A 24,268-nucleotide genomic window follows, 5' to 3' on the forward strand; every position below is an offset into this window, starting at 1 on the left:
CGGACTCGATTCTCTCCTTAAAGAAACACGTGGTTGTCGTAACCATGCATATATGACAGTTGAGGAAGAGAAAGCCTTTATTGCCCGTCATTTGAAGGCTGCAGAGGCAGGAGAATTTGTTACAATTGATGCCTTATTTCAGGCTTATAAAAAGGAGTTAGGTTCTTCCTACACACGTGATGACTTTTATCAACTCTTGAAGCGCCATGGTTGGCGAAATATTAGGCCACGTCCAGAACATCCCAAGAAAGCAGACGTTCAAACCATTGTCGCGTCTAAAAATAAAATCTCAATTCAAGAAGACAAGAAAGCGCTTTAAAACCAGTAGGCATTTTCGTAAGGTTCGCTTGATGTACCAAGATGAGGCTGGTTTCGGTAGAATCAGTAAACTGGGATTTTGTTGGGCTCCAATGGGAGTAGGTCCACATGTCCATAGTCACTATATACGAGAATTTCGCTATTGTTACGGAGCTGTTGATGCCCATATTGGAAGATATCATGAATCAACTTCAAGATGTTATACAAGGACTGGAGAAGGAGGTGATAAAGTCCATCGTTAATCGGAGATGGAATAGAATGCTTTTTGAAAGCAGATGAGTATCAAAACACTGTTTTGAGGCTGTAGATGAAACTGACGAAGTCAGTAACCATACATACGGCAAGGCGACGCTGACGTGGTTTGAAGAGATTTTCGAAGAGTAGCAAAATGGAAAAAGGAGTGAGTGAAGTACATCGCCTCCCCACTCCTTTTTCTGTTTTTAGGCTGTTTTTTCAACCTTCAAGATTTTTACATCATAGCTACCAACAGGCGTTTCAATGGTTGCTGTATCACCTGTTTTCTTGCCAATCAAGGCTTGTCCAATTGGGCTTTCATTTGAAACTTTACCTGCAAAGGCATCCGCACCCGCTGAACCTACGATAATATAAACTTCTTCTTCGTCCTCACCAATTTCTTGGATGGTGACTGTTTTACCAATCGCTACTTCGTCCTGGGCAACTGCGTCGCTATTGACGATTTCAGCATAGCGGATTTTTGTTTCTAAGCTAGAGATTTGTCCTTCGACAAAGGCTTGTTCATCCTTAGCTGCTTCGTACTCACTGTTTTCTGAAAGGTCACCGTATGAACGGGCAATCTTAATGCGTTCTACCACTTCTGGTCGACGAACCAATTTCAATTCTTCTAATTCTTTTTCAAGTTTTTCCTTTTCCTCAAGGGTCATAGGATATGTTTTTTCTGCCATTTTTCTCAACTTTCTTCTAATAATATTTTCTAAAGAAAATTATGTGAAGTATCACATAATTTTAGTTTGTTTGGTTTAATTTGCTGTTGACATGTTCAGCGACATTGCGATCGTGGTCTTCTTGATTATTAGCATAGTAGACCTTGCCTTCTGTGACATCTGCTACAAAGTAGAGGTTATCGCTCTTAGTTTGATTGATGCTTGACTCAATCGCATCCAGACTTGGACTATCGACTGGACCAGGCATGAGACCTACATTTTTATAAACATTATAAGGTGAATCAATGTTGGTATCAATCGCAACATCCTCAGCTAAGCTGATATTTTGCCCCAGTTTTCCTTGGGCATACAAGATTGCAATATTACTTTGAAGTGGCATATCACGATTCAAACGATTGTAGAATACACCTGCAATGAGCTTACGATCTTCTGTCTTGGCACCTTCTTTTTCGACCAAGGAAGCAATGGTCAACAACTCATTGACAGTCAAGTTTTTAGATTTGATAGTACTATAGTAAGGAGATAGGTTCTTATCCATAGCAGCTAACATCTCATCAATCAAGCTCTCAACAGTTGTGCTTTCCTTGATAGAATAAGTAGCTGGGAAAAGGTATCCTTCCAAACGATAACGCGCACCACTATCTTTTGCAGGCAAACTTTCCAATAAAGTAGGATATTTGGCTACTGCTTGACTGATAAACGTCTCATCTTGAACTTTTGCCAAGAAAGCCTCCGCTGTCAAAGACTCTTTGAAGTCACCTTCCAATTGACCCACAGCTTGTGCAATCTGATCCAAGGTATAACCTTCTGGAATTGTCAAAGTCGCAAGTACAGGTTCTTGCGGTTCATCTGTTCCACCTTTTTGCAACTCTTTGAGTAAGTCTTCTGTACTCATACTCTTTTGCAAATTGTAGTAACCCGCTTTCAAGTCGGTATAATTTTTATACTTGGCATAAAAGCTAAAAATCAGACCATGCTTTACCAAACCAGCTTTTTCAAGCGTCGTACCGATTTCTTGAACGTTTGAACCTTCTGGAATTCCAACCGTCACATATTTCTTAGAATTAGCATCGATAGGTAACAAAGAATCTAGCACGTACTGGTAACCAAAGTAACCACCTGCTGAGAGCAAGGCAAGGAATACAAGGAATGAAATCACAAAAGCTTTCACATGTGACTTCTTCTCTTTCTTAGACTTAACGGGTTTTGCTCCTTCTCTACGGCTACGACGTGGTGTATCGCTGATGATATCTACTGTTTCTGTAGCAGGCGTAGGTGTTTCTGGACCTGCTTGTTCTGCTTTTTTCTCTGCCGTCTTATAGGAAACAGCTACCCTTGTTGGGGTTTCATTGTATTCTCTTTCAAATTTCTTAGGTCTAACAGGACCTGGACCTGGTCCTGGTCTTGAACCACTTTCTTCCGCTGGAGAAGAAGGTACATCTTGACTTGGGTGAGTAGGCACGGTAGGAGCTTTTCTCATAATCTCCTCTACCGTTGACAAGGAATCAGCCATGAGTTCTTCAGCTGAAGGTTCATTTGCAGGAGTGCGAACTACTGCCTCATCTTCTTTCAGAACTTCATCATAGCCTTTTACTTTTTCTAAATCTCTCAGAATCTGCTCTTTAAAGCTTAATTTCTCTTCTTCTCTTGACTTTTCACTCAAAAGTTTTTCCTCCTCGTTGACAATCCATAATATTATATCTTAAAAGTCCAAGAAAAGCAACCTATGATGCTTTTCCTAGCTTATTTTTTCATTTCCCAGACCATATCATACCAGGTTTCCCCTGCAAAGGTTGACTGGGACTGGCCTTCGTTGACAAATCCGTGCTTTTCATAGTAGGCGATGAGATAGTCATGACAGGTTAGGTTAATGCCATCTCTCTTATCTTCAAGAGCAACTTCTTTCAAGGCTGTCAGCAATTTCTGACCTAGTCCGAGGCCCTGTGCCTCCTTGGCAATAGAAAGACAGGTCACAGAGATATAGCCACCCCGCTCATGACCATAGTCTTCTATCTCCTCTGTAAAGGACTGGTCTTGCAGATGACGGTGGGGGCCAACTGGTCCTTCTATATACCCCATGATTCTGCCTTCTTTTTCCGCAACCAGAAAAGAGGTCTGAATTTCTCTCAAATGTGCCTCAAAAACAGAGCGAGGAATGGCTTCTTCAATCGAGAAATTTTCTAGTTCAATCTCAACGATACGATCCAAATCTTCTAATCTTGCTTGTCTGATCTTCATTGTGCCTCCAGATAAAAGGGATTAAACCAAATCATACTAAAACCCTGGCTAGTTGCATAAAGCGAAGTTTCTTCATCGATAAAACCGTTCATTTCAAAATAGGAAAGCAGCTCATCAGGACTCTTCAAACGAATCCCTTTGTAATCCAGTTCAACTGCCACCTCTTTTAAGGCTGCAAGAAGAAGCGTTCCCAAGCCCTGTCTCTGATGGTCAGACTCAATAACTAAAGAATGTACTTTTAGACATTGCGGTTTGTCTGACTGAGGACTTGATAGAATATAGCCTAAAAGTTGATTTTCATCCCTAGCTAGAAGAAAGGTATCCGCACTCTTACGGATACTTTCTTCTAAAATATGGGAAGGTTGCTGCTTTTCAGCTGGAAAAGATGTGGCCTGAAGTGCCACTACCTCAGCCAAATCAGACTGACTCGCCTGAATAATCTTAATTGGAATTTCCATGAGAACATCCTATTGAACATTACTTGTCAAATTAGACAAGAGACGCTCAAATGAGTATTCATAGGTTTGGATGTCTCCTGCTCCCATAAAGACATAGACAGCATTGTCATGGTCTAGGAGTGGAGAAACATTTTCAACAGTGATCACTTGGTGTTTTTTGTTGATTTTGTTGGCTAGGTCTTCTACCTTGACATCTCCATGGTCTACCTCACGAGCTGACCCATAGATTTGCGCTAAATAAACAGCATCCGCTTGATTCAAAGCGTGGGCAAAGTCATCTAACAAGGCAATGGTTCTTGTAAAGGTATGCGGTTGGAAGACTGCTACAATTTCCTTGCTTGGGTATTTCTGACGAGCCGCATCCAAGGTCGCAATAATTTCTGTTGGATGGTGGGCAAAATCATCGATAATCACTGTGTCATTGACAATTTTCTCAGTGAAACGACGCTTAACACCGGCAAATGTTTTCAAGTGCTCACGCACCAAGTTCAAATCAAATCCTGCTGTGTAAAGAAGACCAATAACGGCTGTCGCATTCATGATATTGTGACGACCAAAGGTTGGAATGTGGAATTGCCCCAAGTCTTGTCCACGGAAATGAACCGTGAAAGTTGAACCAGTTGTAGAACGAAGAAGATCGCTAGCTACAAAGTCATTACCTTCTGCTTCAAAGCCATAATAATAAATCGGAGCATTGGCTGTAATTTTACGTAATTCTGCATCTTCACCATAGACAAAAAGCCCCTTGGTAATTTGTTTGGCATAGTCGTTAAAGGCATTGAAAACATCCTCGAGACTTGTGAAATAGTCTGGATGGTCAAAATCAATGTTGGTGATAATAGAGTATTCTGGGTGGTAAGGCATGAAATGGCGCTCATATTCGTCAGATTCAAAGACAAAATATTTGGCATTGGCCGAACCACGACCGGTCCCATCCCCAATCAAGAAGCTGGTATCTGTAATGTGAGACAAGACGTGTGACAACATACCTGTCGTTGAAGTTTTTCCATGCGCTCCTGCTACTCCCATGCTGACAAAGTCGCGCATAAAGCTACCTAGAAATTCATGGTAACGTTTGTAGCTGATACCATTTTGGTCCGCATAGGCAATTTCGACGTTGTTATCTGGACGAAAGGCATTTCCAGCGATAATTTCCATATCACCGTCTAGGTTCTTTTCATCAAAAGGAAGAATAGTAATCCCTGCCTGCTCAAGACCACGTTGGGTAAAGTAGTATTTTTCAACATCTGATCCCTGTACCTTGTGCCCCATTTGGTGCAACATCAAGGCCAAGGCACTCATCCCTGATCCCTTAATCCCGATAAAATGATATGTCTTTGGCATGTTTTCTCCCCTATTCTGTCATTCTGGTCAGATTCAACTCTTGGGCAACCCGACGTTCTTGTTCTGTTTGTTTACTTTTTTTATTGTAGATTTGGCTCTTCTTTAGAAAATCATAGTTGTTTTTCTTTGGAGCAGGTGCTGATACTTCTTCATTCTTGGTAGGGATAGAATGAACTTCTTCTGCCAAGATGTAATGAGACTGGGTCAATTTTTGACTATATTTGACAAATTCACCAGGATTTTCCTTTTGGAAAGGCGCTGTCGGTTGATTGCCCTGTCTAACAAGGCCTGATTTAGAATGACGTCTCGCACGGCTGAAATCCTGAGTTAGATAGTTAGCAGAGCGTTTCTTTTTCAAGTCCGCACGCGCTTCTTCACGCGCCACCTCCGCATAGCTCTTTCCTTCTTTTTTAACCCCTAAAGGAGCTTTTTTAGGTTTCTCGACTTGCTTTTCAAGCGGTTTTACTGGTTTTTCTTCAGCAATAGGAGCCCATTCTAAATAATTTTTATCTCGATACTCACCCTTGATATTACTGATCAGATCAGACTCATCATACAAGTTCATGACTGGCATTTCAGTCAACATGACCTCGTCATCTGACACCAATGGAAATCGTTCTTGTTTCATTTTCTATTTCCTTTCAACACTTCATTATAGCGTATTGTCTTGATTTTTCAAGTGCTGGCTTCAGAAATTCCCAAAATTTCTCTAATTTCTGCTAGGGTCAGACTGCCACGTGACTCTGTGCCATCCAATACTTGTGACACCAGATGTTTCTTCTGTTCTTGGAGTTCCTGAATTTTTTCTTCAATGGTTCCCCTGGTCACTAAGCGATAAACCTCAACCGTTTCTTCCTGACCCATCCGATGGGCACGGCCAATGGCTTGCGCCTCCACCGCAGGATTCCACCAAAGGTCAACCAAGATAACCGTATCAGCACCTGTCAGGTTCAGTCCGACACCACCAGCCTTGAGGGAAATCAGAAAGGCATCTCTTTCCCCTTGGTTAAAGACCTTGGTCATGTCTTGTCTTTCCTTGGCTGGGGTTGAACCCGTAATTTTAAAGGAAGTCATGCCCAAGTCTGGCAGTTCTTGTTCAATTTTCTCCAACATTCCCTTAAACTGCGAGAAAATCAAGACACGGTGTCCGCCGTCTGCCACCTGTAGCAGCAGGTCTCGGAGACTATCCAGTTTGCCGCTGGCTCCCTGATAATCTTCCATAAAGAGGGCAGGGGTATCACAGATTTGGCGCAAGCGCATCAGACCAGACAAGATTTCCACACGACTTCGCTGAAATTCCTGATCTGATACTTGAGCCAGACGGTCTCGCATCTGTTGTAACTGGGCAAGGTAAATAGCCTTTTGCTGGTCTTCCAGTTCATTTTTATAAACCACCTCAATCAAGTCTGGCAATTCAGTCAGAACTTCTTCTTTCTTGCGTCGCATCACGAAAGGCTTGATAAACTGAGCCACTCGCTCGGCTGGCAATTTCATAAATTCTTTCTTGCTTGGCAAAAGTCCGGGCATGACGATTTGGAAAATAGACCACAACTCACCCAGATGGTTTTCAATCGGAGTTCCTGACAAGGCAAAGACCGACGGCACCACAAATTGTCTCAAGGTCTGGGCAATCTTGGTCTGGGCATTTTTCATGACCTGAGCCTCATCTAAGAAAAGGAAGTCAAAGGCCATCCCCTGATAAAACTCACTGTCCTGACGGAAGGTGGCATAGCTAGTCACATAGATTTGATGGCTCTCGGCAAGAATCTCCTCACGACTTGCTTTCAAACCATGAACAACAGCCACATCCAACTGTGGAGCAAATTTCTGAAACTCATCTGCCCAGTTGTAAATCAAACCTGACGGAGCGAGAATCAAAACCCGACTTTCTTTTGTCACTTGACTAGTCAAAAAAGCAATGGTCTGAAGGGTTTTCCCCAATCCCATATCATCAGCCAAAATCCCACCAAAACCATAATGATGGAGCATCTGCAACCAGCCAATTCCCTTTTCCTGATAATCTCGCAAGTCAGCCTTGACCTGAGTTGCTTGCAAAGGAAAGTCCTCTGGATGCGTCAAATCCTGGGCCAGATTCTGGAATTCTTGTGAAAAAGAAACACGGTCTCGCCCTTCAAAGAGATGAGCTAAACTGTAGGCCAAGGATTTCCGAGCCTGCAAGGTCCCATCTTTTAATTCAAATTGCCCCAGTTCCTGTAGATTTTGGCGAATGTTCTTGGTTTCTTCATCGAAAAAGTAAACTTGATTAGACGAATCAATATAAAAATCCTGATTGGCAACCAAGGCCTGCATGGCTTGGTCGATTTCCTCCTGGGCAATATCTTGAAAATCAAACTGGATTTCCAAGAGACCTCCCTTGGAGGCAATCTGCACCTGAGGACTCGCTAAGCTATAAAGTTCTGCTATCTTGTCTGATAGGTTAACATCCCCGACTTTTTCAAAGGCTGGAATGATTTCGTGGAAGAAATGATAGACAGACTCCGCTTTTAAGGCCTGACGCCAAGATTGAAAATCGGCTTCAAAGCCCGCAGCCAAACAGACTTGGAAAATTCTTTCTTCTAAGTCCGTGTCACTTGAAAATGGTAATTCTTCTAGCTCTTGTCGGCTAGATACCTGTCTATTTCCATAATCAAACTGAATTTCTAAACGAATCCGATTATCTTCTTCCCTGTCAAAGTAAAAAGAGGGCGCAAAAGTTTTGATTTGTAGCCGTTCTGGAGCTGAAACAGTCCCCATCTGGCTAAAGAGAGTCAGACAGGAAGCTAACTTATCACGGTCACTGCTATCAAATTGCAGGTATTTTTTCCCATGTTGATCCAAAGGCAACGCTTTGATTTCCTTGAGAAGACGCATCTGCTGGTCTGTTTGAAAATAAACCTGTCCTTTATGGAACAGCACAGCTCCCTGATAAAAGGCATTAACTCTTGGACTCTCTCTGATTTCCATTTCAAAATAATCCGAGTATTCTGTTACTGTAAAGGCAAATAGATTGGCATCAGCATGCATATCCTGAAAAAGCAGGGTCTGATAGCTATCCACTTGATGGTCAAATTGAAAATGAGGCAAGGTCATCAGTAAATTCACACCCTGCTCAAAAAAGGTCAGAGGAAAAAAGAGATGCCGACCTTGGTTTTGGAAAAAGAGGTCTGGAGCCTGTCCTTCCTCCATCAGTCCACGCAAGAAAGTCAGAAGTTCTTGACTAGCCTCATCAAAGGCTTCCCAAGACAAGGATTCCTCATAAGTTTTGCCAATCATATAAGACTTTCTCTGCTCGACAATCCTTAAGAAAAGTGGAATATCTCGAATGACATAGTATTTTTGGCTATTGATTTGGCCGATTCTCAGAGTCCACAAGATATGATTGGTTCCTGCTTCCACCTGACCCACAGCTGATAACTCATAGGCACGTTCTGATTTTGGAGACATCATTCGATCCAAAAATTTGCCACCCAAGGTCACCTTGGTTTCAACGACCTCTTTTTCTTCATGACCTTCTTCCAGACTCCACAAGATTTCCTGACCACGCTCATCATTTTTTAGAAAATGCTCTAGCGCTGCCAAATGCACACAGTAGCCCCTCTTTTGAAAAAAATCACAGGCACAAAAAACCAAATCATCCTCTAAACTATAGCGCAGTTCTTCTTCTGCAACGCGAGCGTAGAGTCGATTGTTCTTTTCCTTGATGATATCAACCTTACCAGTTTCATAAAGGGCAACACCTTCGATACGCACTTTCCCCGGAATCAATTTAGCCATATTTTCACCTTTACCTTATCTGTTTATTATACCATATTTTCGCCTATGAAAATAGCCTTCTAGGAAGACTTTTCTCCTAGAAGGCTGGATTTTTAACATTTGGCAAAAGTAGCCACAATCCGCTGACAGACTTCTTGCAACAGAGATTTGGGCATAGCTATATTGATGCGGGCATGGAGACTTCCTTCCTCTCCAAAATCCAAACCACGGTTGAGGATAACCTTGGCTTCATTTCTCAACAACTCTTGCAATGTTTCATCAGTCAGGTCATAGGCTGAAAAGTCAAGCCAAATCAAGTAGGTACCTTGCGGTTTCATGACCTTGATTTTAGTCTCTTTTCCAAATAGATCCACCACATAATTGATATGGTCTTCAAAGACTTGCTTAAGTTCCTCTAACCAATCTTTACCGTATCGATAGGCAGCTTCTGTCGCCAAATAGCCCAAGCCTGAAATTTCATGCTGATTATTAGCCAACTGGCGTTTCTGGTAAGCCACTCTCAACTTAGGATTTTCAATGACGGCATAGGAATTTTTTGTCCCAGCAATGTTAAAGGTTTTAGTGGCACTGCTCAAGACGATAGCAAAATTTTTGAAGGCAGGATTGATGGTATTGAAAGACTGGTGTTTGTGACCAAAGAGGGTCAAATCTTGGTGAATCTCATCTGAAACTAACAAAACACCGTGTTTTTGGCAGAGTTGGCCAATCTTCTCCAACACTTCTTTTTCCCAAACACGTCCACCAGGATTGTGAGGGTTGCAAAGAATATAGAGTTTAACCTCCTCTTCCACCAAATCCTTTTCAAGTTGGTCAAAGTCAATCTCAAACAGACCATCCTTTTCCACTAAGGAATTAGTAATCAATCTACGATTGTTCAACTTGACACTGCGAGCAAAGGGTGGGTAGACAGGCGTGTTAATTAAAACCGCCTCGCCTTCTTTTGTAAAGGTTTGAATAGCTGTTGAGATGGCTGGTACCACACCCTCGATAAAAACAAGAGCCTCTTTGTCAAAGTTGTAACCGTATTGTGTAGCTTCCCACTTTTGAACTTCCTTAATTAAGTCTTCACTGGCATAGGCATAACCATAAACCAGTTGGTCTGCGTAAGTTTGCACGGCTTGGCGGATTTCAGGCAAGACCACAAAGTCCATATCCGCTATCCAAGCTGGTAGAACTTCACTATCCGTTTCTGTTTCTTTCCATTTATAGGTATGGTGCCCTAAACGGTTGGGCAGGCTTGTAAAATCATATTTTCCCATCTTTGTCTTATCCTTCTAAAGCTTGGCGCAAATCTGCAATCAAATCTCTAGCATCCTCAATCCCAATAGACAAACGCAAGAGGTCATCTGTCAAACCATAAGAATGGCGTACTTCTGCTGGAATATCAGCATGAGTTTGAGTCGTTGGATAAGTAATGAGACTTTCTACCCCACCCAAACTTTCCGCAAACGAGAAGACCTTGAGACTGTTCAAAATATGAGGAATGCGCGTTTCATCGACTACTTTAAAGGAAATCATCCCCCCACGACCAGTATAGAGAACCTCCTTGACTGCTGGAGAATCCTTCAAAAAGGCAACCACTTCTTGGGCGTTAGCTGTTGAACGCTCCATACGAAGAGACAAGGTCTTGAGACCACGAAGCAACTGGTAGCTGTCAAATGGGGACAAGACTGCCCCTGTTGTATTGAGATTGTAAAAAAGCTTCTCGTATAGTTCTAAACTATTGGTCACAACCACTCCAGCTAAGACATCATTGTGGCCTGCTAGATACTTGGTTGCTGAATGGAGAACCATATCTGCTCCATCTTCAATCGGACGTTGGTAGATAGGGCTATAGAAGGTATTGTCCACCACCACTTTGGCACCCTTAGCATGAGCCAATTTTACTAGTTTTTCGATATCAAATTCCAACATTAAGGGATTGGTTGGGGTTTCGATATAGAGAACATCCACATCCTTTTCTAACTCGGCAATCAACTCTTCTTCTGTATTGGCATAGGTAAAATGGAAACGACCTTCCTGCTCCACTTGGTTAAACCAGCGAAAAGAACCACCGTAAAGATCACGCACTGCCAAGACCTTACTTCCTACTGGAAAGACGCTAAAGGCCAGTACAATAGCTGACATCCCTGAGCTAGTCGCTAGGGCATAGTCTGCTGACTCAATAGCCGCCAAGACTTCCTCAGCCTTACTACGAGTTGGATTTTTAGTGCGCGTATAGTCAAACCCAGTAGATCGACCAAACTCTGGATGCTGATAGGTCGTTGAAAAATGGAGCGGTGTCACCAATGCACCTGTCGCTTCATCTGACTTAATGCCCGCCTGGGCCAAAATTGTGTTAATGTGTAATTCCTTGCTCATACAATACCTCCAAATCTATAGTAACTATTGTACCACTTATTTTCATCAACTCATTTTCTTCTTTTCAAGAGCTAGCTATAGTTTCAAACTATATAAAAAGGGAGTTTTTCCTGCTCCCTTTAATAGACTATAAAATGGTGAATCTCAAAAGACACCTTCACTCTATCATTTGCTCCTGCACAAAACGAGCATAACGCTCATGATTTTCCAGTAGTTCCTTATGAGTTCCTGAGCCAGTGATTTTCCCCTCCTCTAAGAAGAAAATACAATCCACATCTTTTACCGTTGACAAACGATGCGCTATAATCACAACTGTCTTCTCCTTTAGTACAGAATAGAGGCTACTGATAATCGCATACTCAGAATCCGCATCAAGATTAGCAGTGGCTTCATCAAATATAAGAATTTCAGCATCTTTTAAGTAGGCTCTAGCTATTTGAAGTCTTTGGCTTTGTCCCCCTGACAAGAGTCGTCCGCGTTCACCAACCTCAGTATCTAGTCCCTCTTTCATGGAGCGAATCTCATCACCTAGTGATACTAAGTCTAGCACTTTCATCAATTCATCATCAGTTACTAAGCGATTCAAACCGAGACAAAGATTGTCACGAATACTGCCAGATAAGACTGCATTATTTTGTGAAACCCAAGCGATTTTACTTCTCCATTCTTTTAAGTTAAAATCATATATACTTGATTGCTCCATTAGAATATCTCCTGAAAGCGGTTTATAAAACCGCTCTAACAAACGCACAATCGTTGATTTTCCTGATCCAGATGGTCCAACAAAAGCAATTTTTTGCCCCTTGAAAATGGAGAAAGTAATATCCTTTAAGACAGGTCGATTTTCATCATAACCAAAATAGACATGGTTAAAATTCAACCCTTGTCCTGATACCGATTTTCCTCCCTCAAATTTTTCTTTAGGAACTGCAAGCAAGTTCTCCAGTGCAACTGAAGATCCCTTACTCCTAGAATAAACAGTTACAAAATTAGCTATATTACTAATAGGATTAAGTAATTGAAAGAGGTAAATCAAAAACGAAACCAAGGTTCCCACAGATATATATCCTACGCTGACCCGATAACCCCCATAGGTTAGCATCACAGCTATAGTCGCAAAGATAAATAAGAGAGCAAACGGGGTCTCAAAAGAAGTAATCCTATCTGATTTCAGTGAATTGTTTTGTACCCTTTCAATACAATTATCCAAAACATCCTGTACACTTTTCTCTGCTTGGTTAGTCTTAATTAATTCATGTTCTTGAATCTTTTCAGTCAATTGCCCTGTTAAAAATCCGATTTCCTCCTGTAAACGACGACTATACTTTTCACTGATATTGGAAAGGGGCAAGATAATAAACATCATACAAGGAAGAGTGATGAATAAAAGTAGAGAAAGATTCCAATCAAGACTAAATAAGACTATGATGGAACCAAGTACCATAACTAAACTCAAAATAATATTTGGGAAAGTCGTAATTAAAAACTCACGAATGACACTCGTGTCATTGACAATGGCAGAAGTCAACTCCCCACTTTGGCTCTTATCAAAGAAGGATTTCTCTGCATAAATCAACCCCTCTATCACTTTTTTCCTGATTTTTGCTATCTTTTTTTCACCCGATTGACTAAACAGATAGTAACCAATAGAAGAAAACAAGGCTTGACCAATAAAAATCAAAAACGATTGAAATACTTTGGAACCTATATTTTCAATAGAACTCCCATCTATTAAACCCTTTAAGATAAGGGGAAGCAACAAAGCAAGTAGACTAGACAGAACAAGTAAGAAACTCCCCATAATCACCTTAGTATCTACTCTTAATAATTTTAATTTCATAAATACTCCTTATAATATTTCAACGGATAAAGTCGGGAATAACTCAATTTGAGGATAAAATCTAATAAATCTTCCTATAACAAAACGCATAACATCTAGGATTTTATATACCTGATATTATGCGTTTTTAAGCACAAAGACTTCTTACACAAACTTATCTACAATTAGATTTTATTTGACATGTTTTGCCAATTCTTCTTGGGCTTTTTTATTGGATTCTTCTTTTTCTTTCAACCATTTTTCTCTGGCTTTTGCATATTCGTCTGTTGTGACAATCTTATCTTGTACTTTGAGGTATTTATATGATTCAACCCCTTTATTACCAGCCAATGAATAAGGTGCTGAGAAAGGAACTGTTTTTCTCAAGCTAGGCGTTCCACCTAATGAAACATTTGGAATCGCTAGAGAACTATCTATCAACCATGCTTGAATATCAGCATATTTCTCATAACGTTTGGCTGGGTCTTGCTCCTTATTAGCCTCTTCCAACATTTGAGTATAAGTGTCAAGTCCAACTGCCTTAGCCTTGTCGTTGGCTTCACCAGGCTCGAGTCCAAGATTTTGTAGAACCCCACCATTCTTGACACTAAAGATATCAAGATAGGTTGATGGATCTAAGTAGTCAGGACCCCAACCACCATTGTAAAGGTCATAATCTTTTTGAGCTGCTGTTTGAGCAAAGTAACTTGAGTTATGATAGTCCTCTGTTGATAACTGTTGGATATCAATAACGACGTTCTCCGTACCTAAAGCTGCTTCAATAGATTGCTTCATAGAGCTTACTTCTTGAATCCCCTTCTTAGAAGCTTGGTCAACTGTCGCATCCAAATGAATAGGGAATTGAACTCCCTTAGCTTCTAGCTCTTTCTTGGCCTCAGCAAATTTAGCCTTGGCTTTCTCAGGATTGTAATAAGGGTCTTGACCATCCGCAAAGTTGATACCTTGCCATTCCTTACCATAATTGACCATCTTAGAGGCTACTACTTCACCAAAGTCTTTTCCCTTGATACTTACAAAGGTTGGAGGAACAACCAAGTTACGCAAAATCTTAGTCGCTCCGTCTTCTCCCTGAGTTTGAGCCCCATAGGCTGTACGATCATAGGCAAAGTTAATAGCTTGACGGAAGTTTTTATTAAGAACTGCTTCCTGAGCTGATTTCTTTTCAATGTCGGTCGTCTTAGAAGTAAATTTATAAGCTTGTCTATCTAGGTTAAAATTCCAGTAATAAGACGTAGCAGTCTGCATACTGTAGATGATATCATCTTTGTATTTTTCTTTAATCCCTTCAAAACTTGAACTATTTGGATAGAGACGAGCGTAGCTATAGGCTCCGTCTGTAAAGTTACGAACAAGAGCATCTTGGTCACTACCATCATAGTAGGTCAATTTAACATCATCTACAAAGACATTTTTAGCATCCCAGTAGTTAGGATTTTTCTTGTATTCGATGACAGATTTTGAAACAAAAGCTTTCATCAAGAAAGGTCCACTGTACAAAATATTAGCAGGGTCTACCTTGCCAAAATCATCCCCTTTTGATTTTAGGAAATCCGCATTGACTGGGAAAAGAATGGTTGATGTCGTTTTTGAGTTCCAGTAAGGTTCTGGTCGAGCCAAGGTGTATTGAACCGTTTGGTCATCAAGAGCCTTGACACCGACAGTTGAAAAGTCGCTTGTTTTACCAGTGATATAGTCATCCAAACCTGCAACAGAGTCCTGCACTAGATACAAGGCTTCTGATTTTTTATCAGCCGCATATTGCAAACCTGTCACAAAATCTTGGGCAGTTACAGGAGCATATTCTTCTCCCTCAGAAGTAAACCACTTGGCATCCTTACGAAGTTTGTAGGTATAGGTCAAACCGTCCTTAGAAACACTCCAATCCTCTGCCAAGGATGGCACATAGTTCCCATATTGGTCATTTTCCATGAGACCATCTACCAGGTTGGTCACAATATCATTTGTTGTTGCGCGGTTTTCTGCTAGATAGTTCAAACTAGATGGATCACTTGAATAAACATAGTTATAGGTTTTTGATCCTGTGCTAGAATTTCCACACGCGCTCAATAAAATTCCTGTACCCAGGACAAGACCTGCCAAGGTTAGATATTTGCTCTTAGACTTTTTCATTTCCAGAACCTCCTGATTTAAAGATTTGTTTTATTATACAACGTTTAGTTTGTTTAGTCAATGATTTTGTCCAAAAAAATCGAAAAAGGCCTCATCTTCTACTCTTAAAAGATAATTTTAGCTGTTTTGACGCTAAAAAAAGGAATAAGTTTCAAGTTCTCCTAAAAGATTGTTCAACTTATTCCTTTTATTTATAAATGCTATCTTAAGAAAACTTAAATTTTGCTCGCAACTGGGCAGCTTTGGCCTGTCCAATAACCTTATCTAAGAGACGAGTATAGAGACTCATGAATCCGTAGAGTCCACCCCCCATGGCACCGACAAGAGCTACATAAAAGAAGCTCCACAAACGTCCACTTGGTTGGAAGAAAAATTCTAACAGCCACTGGATGGTTCCTATTAACAGAAACATGACTAGGGTCAGCAAACTGATTAAAATGGTTCGCTTCACAATCACCTTGCGCTTAACACCCGTTACTTTACAAATATCCCGATACATCAAGACGTTAGGAATGATAAGAGCGATGGTTGTTGAAATCAAGGGACCATAACTGTGGAAAAGGGCGATGGTAGGCAGTTGCAAGACCAGCTTGGCAATAGAACCATAGATAAAATAGAGAACGGCCTTGCGGTTGCGGAACATGGCTTGAAGCATGGGGGACAAGACCATGTACAAGCCTAAAATAATAGACTGCAAAACTGCAAAGACAAATAAGCCCATAGCCAAACTGTCTGGCTTGCCATAGAAGACTGTATAAAGAGGTTCTCCTACCATAACCACTCCAACCGTTGCTGGTAGCAAGAACATAAAGAGTAGGGTGAGACTGTCCTGAACGAGACGAGAAGCTGCCTTCAAGTCCCCCTTGACATAGTTTTCTGTCAAAAGCGGCAAGCCTACACTCCCAATCGAAACCCCAACAGAAATCAAAATCATCGTGATTTTATTAGGATTGGCTGAGAAATAAGAAAACATGATAACCAAGTCCTCATTGCTGTAGTTGGTAAACCAGCTCATACTATTGATAAAGGTCAGCTGGTCCAAAATCTGGAAGAGCTGGATGGCAGACCCTGTCAAGATAAAAGGAATGGCTTCCTTAATGGTATCGATCAAAAGATGCTTGCTGTTAATCTTATCCCCTGTTTCAAGGACTCTTTTGAGTAAGCCTTCTTGGGCAAGGAAATAAATCAAAACTGCAAAACTAGCTACCATGCCGACAAAGGCAGCAAAGGTGGATTGGGTAACCGCTACTAGGTAATCTCCTGAACCAAGTTTCATAATGATAAAGGTTGCTAGGAGCATCCAGATAACACGAATGACCTGCTCAGCAATTTGGCTCATGGCATAAGGTTTGAGATTATTCATCCCTTGGAAAAATCCTCGGATAACACTCATAGACGGGAAAATCAAGACTCCCCAAGCCAAGCTTTGCATGATTGGGATCAAGTCTTTGCCCACGCCAGACAAGTCTGCTAGCCAAGGAGCAAAGAGATACAAAACTAAAGCAAAAACGAGGCCAAGTCCTGTCATAAATCCTAAAAAGCTCCGAATCAGGGCAAAGCTATGCTCTTCTTCTCGCATGGTATTGTACTTGGCAACTTGCTTGGCCACCGCAACTGGAATCCCTGCTGTTGAAACCAGCAAGAACCAGGCATAGATATTGTAGCCCATGGTAAAGAGACCATTTGCCGTAGCTGCATAAGATCCCATCCAGATGTACCAAGGGATAATATAGATGGCCCCAAGCAGGCGACTGATAAAGTTACTAGCCGTTAGCCAAGCAGTCCCCCGTAACATCTGGGCCTGCTGGTGATTGTTTTCGTGCGACATAGATTCCTCATTCAATTTTGATAACTAGGAAACACTCCTTATCTTCCATTATAAACTTTTCCTTGTTACTTGTAAATTTGCGACTTTCGGTTTACAATAGAAAGTATGATAAAGATTGAAACCGTATTAGATATATTAAAGAAAGATGGTCTCTTCCGCGAGATTATCGACCAAGGACATTATCACTACAACTACAGCAAAGTTGTTTTTGATAGCATTAGTTACGACAGCCGAAAAGTAAAAGAAGACACTCTTTTTTTTGCAAAAGGTGCTGCCTTTAAAAAAGAATACCTTCTTTCTGCTATAACACAAGGCTTAGCTTGGTATGTAGCTGAAAAAGACTACGAAGTCGGTATCCCTGTCATCATTGTGAACGATATAAAGAAAGCCATGAGTTTGATTGCCATGGAGTTCTATGGTAATCCACAGGAAAAACTCAAACTCCTTGCCTTTACTGGTACTAAGGGTAAGACAACAGCAGCCTATTTCGCTTATAACATCTTATCTCAAGGGCATCGACCTGCTATGCTCTCGACTATGAATACAACTTTAGATGGCAAGACTTTCTTTAAGTCTGCATTGACAACTCCTGAGAGTATTGACCTCTTTGACATGATGAATCAAGCTGTACAAAATGACCGTACCCACCTCATCATGGAAGTCTCCAGTCAAGCCTATCTGGTCAAACGTGTCTATGGTCTAACCTTTGATGTGGGAGTTTTCCTCAATATCAGCCCAGACCATATCGGCCCGATTGAACACCCTAGCTTTGAAGACTACTTCTACCACAAACGTCTCTTGATGGAAAATAGCCGAGCAGTCATCGTTAACAGTGACATGGACCACTTTTCTGTCTTGAAAGAACAAGTGGAAAATCAAGACCATGATTTCTATGGTAGCCAATCAAATAATCAAATCGAGAATTCCAAAGCCTTTAGCTTTTCAGCTACGGGTAAACTCGCTGGTGATTATGATATCCAACTCATTGGCAACTTCAACCAAGAAAATGCAGTTGCTGCTGGACTTGCTTGTCTCCGTCTCGGAGCAAGTCTTGAGGACATCAAAAAAGGCATCGCTGCAACCCGCGTTCCTGGTCGTATGGAAGTCCTGACTCAGAAAAATGGAGCCAAGGTATTCATCGATTACGCCCACAATGGGGATAGTCTGAAAAAACTCATCAATGTGGTTGAAACTCATCAAACTGGAAAGATTGCTTTGGTTCTGGGTTCAACAGGAAACAAGGGAGAAAGTCGTCGTAAGAACTTTGGCCTCCTCCTCAATCAACATCCTGAGATTCAAGTCTTTTTGACTGCTGATGACCCCAACTATGAAGACCCAATGGCCATTGCAGATGAAATCAGTAGCTACATCAATCATCCTGTTGAAAAAATTGCGGATCGCCAAGAGGCCATCAAGGCAGCAATGGCCATCACTGAACAAGAACTCGATGCTGTCATTATTGCTGGTAAGGGAGCAGATTGCTACCAAATCGTCCAAGGAAAAAAAGAAGCCTATCCTGGAGATGCAGTCGTAGCAGAAAATTATTTATAAGGATTGTAAAAAAAAATCAAGGGAAAATGAAACCCTTGATTTTTTCCTATTCTTTAGTAAAAACGTTTTTCAAACCTTCAACGGCACCTTCTACAGCACCTTTAGCATCTTCAACTACTTCTTTTGCCTTAGCAACTGTTTTTTCAACAGCTCCTTCAAGTTCTGTCTTGCTGTCTCCAGTAACTTTACCAAAACCTTCTTTGACAGCGCCTGTTGCTTGTTCCAATTTGTTTTCAAGTGACATATGATTGTCTCCTTTAGTTTTATTCCGATATGTGTTATCGGTTACATTAGTATAAACTTATCGATAGATAAAGTCAAACAATGTGCTCAGAAAAAGCAATCACACTAAATAGAAAGTTAATCTCTCCTTGTCAAAATCGACAGCCAACTCATACTTTCCATCTTCATTTTGGACTATATAACCCAGGACAACTAAACTGTCCACAAAGATATCACGGCGTTTCTGCATCAGTTGATCTTTTTTGAGAAATTTTAGCAAAAAAGTTGTCATGTATTTGAGGGCATACTCAGGATTAACATCTCCTAAAATGTCATAGAGTTCCTGCTGTTTTTCTGTCAAAGGATACTGATGTTTGACCTTGTAGAAATAATTGGACAGGGTCATTTTTGATCTTGCAAAGTCCGTCTTTTCAACTAAAATAGCTGCATTGGTTTGATTGCATAATTCCGTCTCAAAACGCTGCTCCAACAAGGCTTGATAGACCGGACTAGCTTCTCTGACAAAAATCTCTTGATCCAGTTCAAGACTATCAAGTGATTCAAGCATAGGAAAATTGAGGTAATAGCGCTTATTTTCACGTAGAATCAAGCCTGCCTTTATATACTCTTCCATGAGTTTATCAACTGCAATATCTGGAAATTGAGCCTTAATTTCCCGTAGAATCACATCCTCATACTGGTCCAGATAGTGGATCAATTCTCCAAAAATGGCTGTCTCGTCAAACGAGATGGATTAAAAATCTGAATCATGAAGATTCCTTTCTTTACATTCTAACAGAGGCGATGCTGCTAATTGACTGGGATTGGTCCCCGGCTGGTTCAGAGGAACAGGCAGACCTAGTTCTCTATAATACTCCTTCCAAAAATCACTAATGTCCTGCTCCCCATCCCCAAATTTCATGGGAATGGTTTCAAAAATGGGGAGGATTTCTGCCATGTACTGGGAACAGTAAAAACCAGCTCCATCTGGATAGAAAGAAGCATTGTAGGATGCTCCTAGATGTTTGCAAGCTTTTTCCTTCACCGACTGGATATCCATTTCTGGGTAAACATAGAGGTCGTATAAATGATTGGACTCAAAGAAGTCTGCTGGTTCCTGACAGATAACACCCACCTTTCCACTAGCATGGTAAATCATCCCATCCAAATAAATGGCAACATGGTTATAGTTGCCTGTGGAAGTCTGGATGGCCTGTCCCATATCTGACTCATCTCTCACAAAAATCAAATCGCCATTTGCTAACATGCTTCACTCCTAGAAAAAAAGGAGCCGAAACTCCTTTCGATATAAGGCAAACTAGACTTTCCGATTTTGAACTGACACCCAAAATCTTAAGCATTAAAGCTTTCAGTCAATTGAGGTACCACTTGTTTCTTACGTGAAACGGCACCAGCAAGGAAGGCATGATTGTTTTCAAGTTTGAAGTTGAAAGCCGCTTCGACCTTGCCCATATTGGCACCAAGAGCCAAGATTTCTGAGTTTGAGTTGACGATATCTGTAATCATCAAGATAAAGTCAGAGTAGCCGTTTGCTGCGTTAGCAGCTTGCATTGCAGCTTCAATTTCTGCTTGACGTTCTAAAACTTCAGCGATGTCAACTGTGTTCACTTGGGCAACACGGACATTATTTCCGTTGAGTTCAAAAGTCTTAGCATCGATGTCAATCAATTCTTCAGCAGATTTGCTAGCCAAGTTTGTACCAGCTTTCAACATAGCCAAACCATACTCTTCCAAGTTTACACCAGCTAACTCAGCCAATTCAGGAGCAATAACCTTATCTGTTGGGTGTGTTGTTGGTGATTTCAAAAGAAGGGTATCTGAAATCAAACCTGAAAGCATCAAACCAGCAATCTCTTTAGGCACAGCTACACCATGTTCTTTGAACATACGGTAAACGATTGAAGACGCTGAACCAACTGGCTCCAAACGCATGTAAAGTGGGCTTGCAGTTTCAAAGTTAGCCACACGGTGGTGGTCTACAACACCATAAACTTCTACTTCAGCGATATCTGATACAGATTGTTGGAATTCATTGTGGTCAGTCAAGATAACTTGTTCTGCTCCTTCTGCTTTGGCAGAAGTAATGACACGCGGTGCTTCCACACCAAAATAGTTCAAGACAAAGGCTGTTTCTTCATTTGGAGTTCCAAGGGCAACAGCTTCCGTATCCAAACCGTAAGCTTCTTTTGCAAGGTAGGCAAAGGCTACAGATGACCCAATGGCATCTGAGTCTGGATTTTGGTGACCAAATACTAGAATCTTAGACATGATAATACCTCATTTTGTTTATTCTCTTTATTGTAGCATTTTTTTCGCTTTTTGACAAAAGTAAGAGGAGTCAAATGACTCCTCACGATTCTTCAAAATAACTGACTAAATTTCTATCTTGATTTTCAGATAAAAATCTTTCCTTCTGTGGCCTCTTCTTACGCTTGAGAAGGGCTTCAGCCGACATGGCTTCTTCCTTACTGGCAAAACCTTGAGCATAGATAAGTTTGACTGGCAAGCGTGCTCGTGTGTATTTGGCTCCCTTCCCACTATTGTGGACAGCGAGGCGTCTTCTCACATCAGTCGTATAACCTGTATAGTAGGATCCGTCACGACACTCCAGCACGTACATATAAGCCTTATGATCCATAATAAATCTCTTCGAGTTCCGGCGTATAAGAGCCATCATCATTGTGGACAATGAGAGGTGGCAAGACCTTAAAGCCACTTGTCGAGCCATCCTTGATAGCCTCAATCAAAAGCATATTGGCTTCCTTTTCCTTTTTGGGATAGACAAATTGCAGGCGCTTAGGGGCTAGATTATGCCGTTGCAACATATCCAGAATGTCCAAGAGTCGGTCAGGACGATGAACCATAGCCAACCGTCCATTAGACTTGAGAATACTCTGGGCACTACGACAGATTTCCTGCAAATTGGTCGTGATTTCATGGCGCGCCAAGAGATAATGTTCACTCTCATTTAAGTTGGAATGAGGATCCACCTTGAAATAGGGCGGATTACACAAAATCATATCCACCTTACTTCCCTGGATATAAGCAGGCATATTTTTCAAATCATCACAGATGACCTCCATCTGCTCTTCCAAACCATTCAAACGGACAGAGCGCTCAGCCATATCCGCCAAACGCTCCTGAATCTCAACAGCCAAAATCTGTGCCTGAGTACGAGTGCTAGCAAATAGCCCCACTGCTCCATTCCCAGCGCAGAAATCCACTATCAAGCCCTTTTTAGGAAAACGTGGAAAGCGTGACAAGAGAACACTATCCACCGAATAGCTAAAAACCTCTCTATTTTGAATAATTTTGATATCTGTTGAGAAGAGCTGGTTAATTCGCTCCCCTGATTTTAATAATTGTTCTTCTTCCATGGTTCTATTATAGCAGATTTATATTAACATTACAAAAAATATAAAACTCTAAACTACTTCTTCTTTTTTAAATAGTGCAAGGCTTCTCTAGTCCAAATTGGCATCATTCGTTTAAGAGGCGCAAAGCCGTAGTTAAAACGGTCGCTTGAAAAGCGTCTCCGTCTCGGAAACTGGTGCTTTTCTTCCTCCAAAGTGCGGATAGAAAGACTAGCTTTCCCTGTAAATTCATCTAAATCTACTACCTGAACCTGAACCTCTTCATCGACTTTCAAGGCTTCATGGATATTTTCAATAAAGCCTGTCCGAATCTCTGAAATGTGAATCAGCCCCGTATCACCCGTCTCTAGCTCAACAAAGGCACCGTAGGGCTGAATCCCTGTAATACGCCCCTTTAGCTTATCACCGATTTTCATCTTAGTCCTCGATTTCAATTGTTTCAATCACGACATCTTCAACTGGCTTGTCCATAGCCCCTGTCTCAACAGCAGCAATGGCATCCAAGACAGCATAAGAAGCTTCATCAGCTAGCTGACCAAAAACCGTGTGACGGCGATCTAGGTGAGGAGTTCCACCTTGATTGGCATAGATTTCCGCAATCGGTTCTGGCCAACCACCACGAGCAATTTCTTTTTTAGAATAAGGCAGGTGTTGATTTTGCACGATAAAGAACTGGCTGCCGTTGGTATTTGGACCAGCGTTAGCCATGGAAAGGGCACCACGGATATTGTAAAGTTCTTCTGAAAACTCATCCTCAAAAGATTCGCCGTAGATTGACTCGCCACCCATACCAGTTCCAGTTGGGTCTCCACCTTGGATCATAAAGTCCTTGATAATACGGTGGAAAATGACACCATCATAGTAGCCATCTTTTGAAAGAGCAACAAAGTTAGCCACTGTTTTAGGAGCATGCTCTGGGAAGAGCTTGATACGCAAGTCTCCGTGATTGGTCTTAATGGTCGCAAGAGGACCTTCTACTGTTTCAATGTCTACTTGTGGGAAATGCAATTCTTTTTCTACCATACCAAATCCTTCTAAGGCATCAAAAATGCCATCTTCTTCTAATGTTTTTGTAATATAATCTGCTTTTTCTTTGATCTTATCATGAGAAATTCCCATTGCAACGCTGATTCCAGCATAATCAAAGAGTTCTAAGTCGTTGAGTCCATCTCCAAAAACCATGACGTTCTCTGGTTTCAATCCAAGGTATTCCACAACCTTTTCCACACCCGTCGCTTTGGAGCCTGAAATTGGCACAATATCAGACGAATGCTCATGCCAACGAACCATGCGAAGTTTGTCTGAGAGACTGTCAGGCAAGTGCAAGTCATCTCCTTTATCTTCAAAAGTCCACATCTGATAAATATCTACTTTTTCATGGAAATCTGGATCCACATCCAAATCAGGATAAATTGGATTAATCGCTTCACTAATCATATCGGTGCGAGTCGACAATTTGGCATCATGACTCCCAACCAAGCCATACTCTATTTCCTCTTGCTTGGCCCAAGAAATATACTCCTCAACATCTGATTTCTCAATCTGATGTTGATAAATGATCTGGCTTTTTTTATCTTCAATATAGGCCCCATTCAAGGTCACAAAAAAATCAGGCTTGAGCTCACGAATCTCTGGAACAACACCAAAAATCCCTCGTCCAGAAGCAATACCTGTCAAAATTCCTTTCTCACGTAATTGCTTAAAAACAGTTGGGATTGAAGACGGAATAAAACCAGTCTTGGAATTTCGCAAGGTACCATCAATATCAAAAAAGACGATTTTAATCTTCTTTGCCTTGTATCTTAATTTCGCATCCATCTCACTACCTCTTTCAATCTAACTCTTTCCATTATACCATAAAGTAGCTAAATCCCCTATTTTCAAAG

20 protein-coding genes and 3 pseudogenes are annotated in these 24,268 nt (G+C 41.2%); 2 read left to right on the forward strand and 21 right to left on the reverse strand.

Features of this window, described 5'->3' with window-relative positions:
* Nucleotides 1-597, forward strand: a pseudogene (locus tag HT719_RS02225) (winged helix-turn-helix domain-containing protein); the annotation flags it as partial.
* 161 nt (nt 598-758) lie between these two features.
* Here the strand turns inward: HT719_RS02225 and greA are convergent.
* The 13 genes and pseudogenes from greA to HT719_RS02285 form a co-directional block, all read right to left on the reverse strand.
* Nucleotides 759-1,241, reverse strand: a complete 483-nt coding sequence (gene greA / locus HT719_RS02230) for a transcription elongation factor GreA (RefSeq protein WP_000818760.1) — start codon at nt 1,239-1,241, stop codon at nt 759-761.
* 61 nt (nt 1,242-1,302) lie between these two features.
* Nucleotides 1,303-2,904, reverse strand: coding sequence for an endolytic transglycosylase MltG (mltG, locus tag HT719_RS02235; RefSeq protein WP_138701208.1), 1,602 nt, complete (start codon nt 2,902-2,904; stop codon nt 1,303-1,305).
* A gap of 80 nt (nt 2,905-2,984) precedes the next feature.
* Nucleotides 2,985-3,479 (reverse strand): N-acetyltransferase, encoded by a 495-nt coding sequence (locus HT719_RS02240; protein ID WP_138699459.1) that lies wholly within the window; start codon nt 3,477-3,479, stop codon nt 2,985-2,987.
* Nucleotides 3,476-3,937, reverse strand: coding sequence for a GNAT family N-acetyltransferase (locus HT719_RS02245; protein ID WP_172928094.1), 462 nt, complete (start codon nt 3,935-3,937; stop codon nt 3,476-3,478). The genes HT719_RS02240 and HT719_RS02245 overlap by 4 nt, the downstream gene beginning before the upstream one ends.
* 9 nt (nt 3,938-3,946) lie before the next feature.
* Nucleotides 3,947-5,281, reverse strand: coding sequence for a UDP-N-acetylmuramate--L-alanine ligase (gene murC / locus HT719_RS02250; protein ID WP_172928096.1), 1,335 nt, complete (start codon nt 5,279-5,281; stop codon nt 3,947-3,949).
* A 10-nt stretch (nt 5,282-5,291) separates the two neighbouring features.
* Complete coding sequence (locus HT719_RS02255; protein WP_172928098.1) at nt 5,292-5,909, reverse strand: cystathionine gamma-synthase; 618 nt, start codon at nt 5,907-5,909, stop codon at nt 5,292-5,294.
* 47 nt (nt 5,910-5,956) lie between these two features.
* On the reverse strand, nt 5,957-9,055 hold the full coding sequence (locus HT719_RS02260; protein WP_172928100.1) for a DEAD/DEAH box helicase: 3,099 nt from the start codon (nt 9,053-9,055) through the stop codon (nt 5,957-5,959).
* A 92-nt stretch (nt 9,056-9,147) separates the two neighbouring features.
* The gene (locus tag HT719_RS02265; RefSeq protein ID WP_172922207.1) at nt 9,148-10,314 is read right to left on the reverse strand and encodes a MalY/PatB family protein; all 1,167 of its coding nucleotides are present in this window, start codon (nt 10,312-10,314) and stop codon (nt 9,148-9,150) included.
* Between the two features lie 7 nt (nt 10,315-10,321).
* Entirely contained in the window at nt 10,322-11,416 is a 1,095-nt protein-coding gene (locus tag HT719_RS02270) for a cystathionine gamma-synthase (RefSeq protein WP_172928102.1), read from the reverse strand.
* 157 nt (nt 11,417-11,573) lie between these two features.
* The gene (locus HT719_RS11445) at nt 11,574-12,296 is read right to left on the reverse strand and encodes an ATP-binding cassette domain-containing protein (protein WP_025170631.1); all 723 of its coding nucleotides are present in this window, start codon (nt 12,294-12,296) and stop codon (nt 11,574-11,576) included.
* A gap of 186 nt (nt 12,297-12,482) precedes the next feature.
* Nucleotides 12,483-13,256, reverse strand: a pseudogene (locus HT719_RS11450) (ABC transporter ATP-binding protein); the annotation flags it as partial.
* 171 nt (nt 13,257-13,427) lie between these two features.
* Nucleotides 13,428-15,386: a peptide ABC transporter substrate-binding protein gene (locus HT719_RS02280; protein WP_000748867.1), complete on the reverse strand. Its 1,959-nt coding sequence runs from the start codon at nt 15,384-15,386 to the stop codon at nt 13,428-13,430.
* A gap of 205 nt (nt 15,387-15,591) precedes the next feature.
* Nucleotides 15,592-17,214: a polysaccharide biosynthesis protein gene (locus tag HT719_RS02285; protein WP_172928107.1), complete on the reverse strand. Its 1,623-nt coding sequence runs from the start codon at nt 17,212-17,214 to the stop codon at nt 15,592-15,594.
* A 105-nt stretch (nt 17,215-17,319) separates the two neighbouring features.
* On the opposite strand from HT719_RS02285, the gene HT719_RS02290 reads away from it, so the two are divergent.
* Nucleotides 17,320-18,765, forward strand: a complete 1,446-nt coding sequence (locus HT719_RS02290) for a UDP-N-acetylmuramoyl-L-alanyl-D-glutamate--L-lysine ligase (RefSeq protein WP_172928109.1) — start codon at nt 17,320-17,322, stop codon at nt 18,763-18,765.
* A gap of 46 nt (nt 18,766-18,811) precedes the next feature.
* Here the strand turns inward: HT719_RS02290 and HT719_RS02295 are convergent, their stop codons facing one another.
* The 8 genes and pseudogenes from HT719_RS02295 to HT719_RS02330 form a co-directional block, all read right to left on the reverse strand.
* The gene (locus HT719_RS02295; protein WP_000051199.1) at nt 18,812-19,009 is read right to left on the reverse strand and encodes a CsbD family protein; all 198 of its coding nucleotides are present in this window, start codon (nt 19,007-19,009) and stop codon (nt 18,812-18,814) included.
* Between the two features lie 99 nt (nt 19,010-19,108).
* A pseudogene (locus HT719_RS02300) lies at nt 19,109-19,758 on the reverse strand (DUF1803 domain-containing protein).
* Nucleotides 19,742-20,254 carry a YiiX/YebB-like N1pC/P60 family cysteine hydrolase gene (locus tag HT719_RS02305; RefSeq protein ID WP_172928111.1) on the reverse strand — a complete coding sequence of 171 codons (513 nt, stop codon included), beginning with the start codon at nt 20,252-20,254 and terminating at the stop codon, nt 19,742-19,744. The pseudogene HT719_RS02300 and the gene HT719_RS02305 overlap by 17 nt, the downstream one beginning before the upstream one ends.
* 86 nt (nt 20,255-20,340) lie before the next feature.
* Complete coding sequence (locus HT719_RS02310) at nt 20,341-21,276, reverse strand: manganese-dependent inorganic pyrophosphatase (protein WP_172928112.1); 936 nt, start codon at nt 21,274-21,276, stop codon at nt 20,341-20,343.
* An 82-nt stretch (nt 21,277-21,358) separates the two neighbouring features.
* Nucleotides 21,359-21,646: a GIY-YIG nuclease family protein gene (locus HT719_RS02315; protein WP_166728162.1), complete on the reverse strand. Its 288-nt coding sequence runs from the start codon at nt 21,644-21,646 to the stop codon at nt 21,359-21,361.
* Nucleotides 21,636-22,385 (reverse strand): tRNA1(Val) (adenine(37)-N6)-methyltransferase, encoded by a 750-nt coding sequence (locus HT719_RS02320; protein ID WP_057487066.1) that lies wholly within the window; start codon nt 22,383-22,385, stop codon nt 21,636-21,638. Before HT719_RS02320 ends, HT719_RS02315 begins: the two co-directional genes overlap by 11 nt.
* A 53-nt stretch (nt 22,386-22,438) precedes the next feature.
* On the reverse strand, nt 22,439-22,798 hold the full coding sequence (locus tag HT719_RS02325; RefSeq protein WP_000689593.1) for a S1 RNA-binding domain-containing protein: 360 nt from the start codon (nt 22,796-22,798) through the stop codon (nt 22,439-22,441).
* 1 nt (nt 22,799) lies between these two features.
* Nucleotides 22,800-24,200 (reverse strand): bifunctional Cof-type HAD-IIB family hydrolase/peptidylprolyl isomerase, encoded by a 1,401-nt coding sequence (locus HT719_RS02330; RefSeq protein WP_172928114.1) that lies wholly within the window; start codon nt 24,198-24,200, stop codon nt 22,800-22,802.
* Nucleotides 24,201-24,268 lie beyond the last annotated feature (68 nt).

Origin of the sequence: Streptococcus sp. k-378 (assembly GCF_013277505.1) — a bacterium.
In the GTDB taxonomy this organism is placed as follows: domain Bacteria; phylum Bacillota; class Bacilli; order Lactobacillales; family Streptococcaceae; genus Streptococcus; species Streptococcus pseudopneumoniae.